Annotated in this window: 5 protein-coding genes; 3 read left to right on the top strand and 2 right to left on the bottom strand. The window is 68.9% G+C overall.

The window, feature by feature from the left end:
• On the top strand, nt 1–739 hold a 739-nt coding region (locus tag QZ433_RS00840), incomplete at its 5' end, for a hypothetical protein (protein ID WP_295779563.1).
• 15 nt (nt 740–754) lie between these two features.
• Here QZ433_RS00840 and QZ433_RS00835 read toward each other — a convergent pair.
• Nucleotides 755–1561, bottom strand: a complete 807-nt coding sequence (locus QZ433_RS00835; RefSeq protein ID WP_295779562.1) for a fructose 1,6-bisphosphatase — start codon at nt 1559–1561, stop codon at nt 755–757.
• A gap of 175 nt (nt 1562–1736) precedes the next feature.
• Between QZ433_RS00835 and QZ433_RS00830 the strand changes: the two genes are divergently transcribed.
• Nucleotides 1737–3404 carry a cell wall metabolism sensor histidine kinase WalK gene (locus QZ433_RS00830; RefSeq protein WP_295779561.1) on the top strand — a complete coding sequence of 556 codons (1668 nt, stop codon included), beginning with the start codon at nt 1737–1739 and terminating at the stop codon, nt 3402–3404.
• Nucleotides 3401–4519, top strand: a complete 1119-nt coding sequence (locus QZ433_RS00825) for a hypothetical protein (protein ID WP_295779560.1) — start codon at nt 3401–3403, stop codon at nt 4517–4519. Before QZ433_RS00830 ends, QZ433_RS00825 begins: the two co-directional genes overlap by 4 nt.
• On the opposite strand, the gene QZ433_RS00820 is transcribed toward QZ433_RS00825, so the two are convergent.
• Nucleotides 4520–5155 carry a hypothetical protein gene (locus QZ433_RS00820; protein ID WP_295779559.1) on the bottom strand — a complete coding sequence of 212 codons (636 nt, stop codon included), beginning with the start codon at nt 5153–5155 and terminating at the stop codon, nt 4520–4522.
• Between the last annotated feature and the right edge of the window lie 159 nt (nt 5156–5314).

The raw sequence follows: 5314 nt of genomic DNA, 5'->3' as shown, positions 1-5314 counted from the left end.
CCCCCTCGAGGATGCGACGCTGCTCAAGACCGCGGGTCTTGCCGTCTTCGGCTCCCTCGGGGCGCTCGAGTGCGCCCGACGACCGCTCGGTGATCTGAAGGCGGCTCGACTGCTGTCGTGGACGCTGGGGGTCTACGCGGCCTTCAACCTGGTGCGTCTCGCGGCCTCGGCGATCTTCGGCAACGATGTCCTGACCTCCGCCGGGCCGGTCTCGGCCGAGTCGACGGCGGCGGCGAGCGCGGTGGCGATCATGCTCGTCTCGGTGGGGGCGGTGCTGATCGGCCGGCAGCTCGATGACGCCCCCGCGCCAGGGACACGCGCTCACGACCGTGGCGCGTTGCGCCGGCAGACCTCCCGCCTGCTGAGCGCTGGCGCGACCGTGCGCGCCACCCTGGTGCGTGTGCCCGAGATCGACCTCATCCGGGCGGCCCACACCGTCGAACGCGGCGAGGTGATGCTCAGGACCGTCGCCGAGGCTCTCAGCGACGCCCTCCCCGGAACGGTGACGGGGATGCCGGCACGCGACATCGTCTTCTCGATCGCTGCAGCGAGCACCGACGCCGGCGAGGTGGAGAAAGCCGTTCGTCGGGCCTTCGCGTTGCGCATGCCCTCGATCGAGTACGACGACGTGCCCGATCTGTGTTTCGAGCACTTCCTCATCATGGACGTCGACGACCTGTCGCTGCTCATGGAGAGTCGTAGGCTCAGGCCGCGCCAGGGACACCCCGGCGGAGCTTGAGTCCGCGCGGGCTGCTCAGCCCTGACCGCTGGTCTGGCCCCAGCCCGGCGCGCGACCCGTGCTGCTGGAGGAACCCCCGGTCTGCCCCGAGGTCGACGTCTGTCCCTCGTCGGCGAAGATCGCGATGGGCAGGTACTGGTACACGGTCTGCTGCGAGAAGGACGAGTCGGTGTTCGCCGCGCCCTCGACCGCCACGTTCAAGGCGAATTCGAGCGTGATGCCGTAGGTGTCCACGGGCAGCTGCCGGATCGAGGTGGTCGGCACGAGCAGACCGCCCTGGAAGCTGTTCAGCAGCAGCCCCCGGTCGGATCGCAACGTGTCCGAGGGAACGAGAGTGCGTGGGTCGGCACTGAACTGGAAGGGATTGGACACCTGACCGCCGACCTGCGCCGTCTGGGACGTGATCGAGATGGACGAGACGTACACCCGGCGCTTCTGCGCCAGCACAGCCTTCTCGTCGACGCGGCGGTCCACGACGTTGACGGCGAAACCGAGCTGCTTCTCGTTGGTGGGCGTCCACTCCCGGGTGCGCTTCGGTTCGACCGCCCAGACGTCCAGGCGCAGATCGAGACCGTCGGCGACCTCGGACGTCAACGACACGGACCCGTCGTAGGTGAATTGCGAGTCGAAAGGCTGCGCATCGCCCGTCGCCTGCGGGACGGGGGTCGCCACGACGACGGACGACCCGCCGCCGATCTGTCCCGGCAGGGCGTTGAACGCCTGCGCGACCTGCGCGCACCCGCCCAGAGCCAGGGGGGTGACGAGGGCGAGGGAGAGGGCGAGGGCGGACGCGCGGACGCGTCGGCGAGTGGTCGGGCTCACGGTTGTCTCCTGAGGAAGAAGCGCGGAGTGCGCAGAGGTCGCTGAACGACCATCACGCTGCGGGATGCAGGCCTCAGGGGGAGTCTGACCGGGCGTCGTGATGCGGGATCACGCGCGGCGAGCAGAGACAGGATGGCGCGCAGAAGACTACACCACTCTCTATACACTCGATTTCATGACATCCCTGAGGAACGTCCCCCCGGCGGTTCCTCCGGATGGTCTGCACGACGACGGGGCGAAGGCACCGAGCAGCCGGACCCGCTCCGTATGGCTGCTGCAGCTCGTGCTCGGGGCGAGCGTCGTCATCACGGTCCTGCTCGTCCAGGCGCTCGAGCCCTCCCTCTTCACCCACTGGCCGTTCTCGTCCGGAGTGGGAGTCGTCATCGCTCTGACGGCGGCGGCGATCGTGGTCCCCTGGCACCGACTCCCCCGGTGGACCGTTTCGATCGTTCCCCTCGGCGACATCGTCGGCATCGGTCTGCTCAGCTTCGGAACGGATCTGCGATTCGGCTTCTTCTGGGTCTTCCCGATCATCTGGATCGCCACCCACTTCACCCTCGCCTACCTCATCTCGGCCCTCGCCGCGGTGGGCGTCATCATCGTGGTGGACACGACCGTCAATGACGCCGGCCCCACGTCGGCGCTGCGACTCATCGTCGTTCTTCTCTCCCTGACCTTCATCGCGATCACCTCGTTCCTGTCGGCCCGTCAGACCCGGGCGTTCAAGCAGCTGCTGCGCCGTCAGGCGAGCCGCCTGCAGGGCACTCTTCAGCGCGTATCCGGCCAGGAACGACGCGTGTCGCAGATGCTGAACGGCCTGGACACCGGCATCGCGCGCCTCTCCGCCGACGGAGAGGTCCTCGCGCTCAACGACACCTACGTAGCCCTGTACGGCGTCGAACGCGATGAGCCGCAACGTCCCGGCAGCGCCGTCGAGTACGCCACTCTGCGCGGCGAGCCGCTGCCTGATTCCGAGCGTCCCTTCGCCCGCGCCGCCCGGGGGGAGCAGTTCGACGACGAACGCGTGTGGCTGTTCGACCCGCACGGCGAGTGGCACGCCCTGTCCGCCTCGACACGCCGTCTGATCTCGTCCGACGAACCCGAGAGCACGCTTCTGATCGTCCATGACATCACGGCGCTGATCGAGTCCGAGCGTGCTCGCGAGCGTCTCGCCGCCACGGTGTCGCACGAGCTGCGCAACCCCCTCACCGCGATCGTGGGCCATGCCGATCTGGCCCTGGACGACCCTGATCTCAGCCCCAAGGTGCGCGAACAGCTCGAAGTGATCGCGGGCGCCGGAGAACGGATGCAGAAGCTCATCTCGGAGATCCTGGCCACCTCCAGGGGGGTGTTCCGCGATTCCGCCCCTCCGGCGGCCGCGGACGCGAGTCGGATCATCGCCTCGTCCTTGGCCTCGTTCCGCCCCGCGGCGAGCGCACGCCGCGTGAGTGTCGTCGACGACCTGCCCGCTTCAGCCGAGGTGACCGGCGATGCGTTCCGCCTCCGCCAGGCCTTCGACAACATCCTGAGCAACGCCATCAAGTACACGCCGGCGGGCGGAACGATCCGGATCTCGGGTGAAGTCTCCCCCGACGACGTCATCCTGCACTTCTCCGACACGGGTATCGGCATCCATCCCGATGATCTCGCACGCGTCTTCGACCCGTACTTCCGCGCGCAGGCGGTTCGCGAGAGCTCGACCCCGGGCACCGGCCTGGGGATGGGCATCATCCGCAGCATCGTGGAGGACCAGGGCGGGTCGCTCTTCCTCGAAAGCGAACTCGGCACCGGGACGACGGTCACGGTGGTACTTCCCGCCCGAAGCGATTCCGCGGCCGCATGATCCCCACGGATGCTCTGTCGAACCTCGGACTCGCCCAGGCCACGGTCGCCACGCTCGGAACGGTGATGGTGATCGGCCTGGGCTTCCTGCACCGGCCGTCGCGGTCGGCGTTGCTGTGGTCGTTGGCATTCGTCCTGGCCATGACCAGCACATGGGTGTCCGTGACGGGCACGATCCTCGAGGACGAGAGTGTGCGACGCGCCGGGCTCGGGCTCATGCTGGGCGCCCCCGCGCTCATCTGGTCGGGTTTCCGCGCGCGCCGAGGCGTACGCGCTCTGCCGTGGGTCGGCGCGGTCTACGCGGTCGCGACCGCTGCGGTGTTCACGATCGTCGTCGACCCGGGCGCATACGGGTTGAGCTTCCGCCTGGCCTTCGTCGGCGCTTCCGTCTTCGCCGGGCTGACGGCCGCCGAGCTGCGCCGGGCAGCGGATCGACTCGAACGCCTCGCCCTGCCACTTTCCGTCGTGTGCGTCGCGTTCGTCGCCGTCGGGGTCGCCATCCTCGTGTCGGGCCTGGCCGCTCCTGCCGCGATCGGCGACCTCGCCCTGGCCCGCGTCATCAACGGCCTCGCGATGCTCGTCTTCCTCGTGTGCGCGACCGTGTCGCTGCTCTATTTCACCTCGGTGTCGCCCAGCGGTCGCACCTCGGCCACGAGCTGGCCCCATTTCGTGGTGACGGCGACGGATCGGTTGCGTCGAGCCCACCGCGCCGGAGAGTCGCACTGGGCCGTGCTCTGCATCCGACTCGACGACCCCACGCAGGTGCGCAGCGCTGCCGGTGAGAACGCCTGGTATCGCCTTACCGCGGCATTCGAGAAGGCCGTTGCGGAATGCCTTCCCGCCGGGGCCGATCTGGGAAGCGAGATGCGCGGTCACGTGGTGGCCCTCGTGTGCCGCCCCGACTCCGACCTGCGCGCGCACGTGCGGTCGATGCTGCAGAGAATCACCGATCTGGACGCATCGACCCTCGTCGACGTGCAGCTGTCGGCGAGCATCGGTTGGGTGCCCGCGGAGGCCTGCGGTTTCGATCTGGGCGCACTCATCGCGGCCGCCGAAGAAGCCGCCGCGACGGCGACCCGCCAGGGCGGGGACAGATGGGAGCGCGTGCGGCTCTGATCAGCCGGACGCGCTGCCGGCGGCATCCGCGATCGCCACCGTGAGGGTGTCGCTCGCCGTCTGCTTTGCGAACTCGTTCGACGTCGGGGTGGATTGCACCAGGTACTCGAAGGTGAATTGAAGGGTGACAAATGTCGCGTCGGCGGGGACCTCGCCGACGTTGAACGTCTGCGAGTAGCTGTACGGCGAGAGCACCAGGTAGCCGGGCGCGTCGGTCTGGTCGACCTGCGCCGGGAGCGGCGAGAAGGATTGCGACGCGTTGCCCGGCACCGCTGTCATCGTGGCCCGCTGCAGGTACACCTTCTGACCGTCGTCGGGAGTGACCGTGGTCACCATGGACAAGCTGACCGGCTTGAGCGCCGTCGGGGTCCAGCGCTCCATCGACAGCGTCGACCAATAGTCGACCGTCGCGGCCACGGCCCCGGCGGTCAGCGTTCGCTGGGTGGACCCGCTCGAGAGATCGTTGCGGACCGGCTGCGGAGCCGCGGTCATCGACGGCGCGGCCGTGGTCGGAGCCGCCTGTTGTCCGCTGCCCTGCGCCCACGGCGGTGCACCGCATCCGGCGAGGAGGAGGAGCGCGCTCCCGATCGCGACCACGCCTGTGACGGCCTTGCCGCGTGCTGCTGCGGAACCCATGAACACTCCCCCGTATCGGATTTTCAGTCTAGGCGGGGAGGTGATCGATGGAGTCCTTCGCCGTCGCGCCCCGTCTAGGGTGTTCGCGTGATCGTCAGGGCTCCGTCGCGTCTTCGTCCCCGTCGTCGGCGCCGCGCTCTCGCCTGGCTCGTATGCCTC

Origin of the sequence: uncultured Microbacterium sp. (assembly GCF_913776565.1) — a bacterium.
In the GTDB taxonomy this organism is placed as follows: Bacteria; Actinomycetota; Actinomycetes; order Actinomycetales; family Microbacteriaceae; genus Microbacterium.
Note: the sequence above shows the minus strand (reverse complement) of the source record. Positions and strands in the feature narration are given on the sequence as shown.

What these genes read in the sequence shown, in the direction of transcription:
- QZ433_RS00830 (WP_295779561.1), top strand. Translation starts at nt 1,737, where the DNA reads ATGACATCCCTGAGGAACGTCCCCCCGGCGGTTCCTCCGGATGGTCTG.
- QZ433_RS00820 (WP_295779559.1), bottom strand. Translation starts at nt 5,155, where the DNA reads ATGGGTTCCGCAGCAGCACGCGGCAAGGCCGTCACAGGCGTGGTCGCG.
- QZ433_RS00825 (WP_295779560.1), top strand. Translation starts at nt 3,401, where the DNA reads ATGATCCCCACGGATGCTCTGTCGAACCTCGGACTCGCCCAGGCCACG.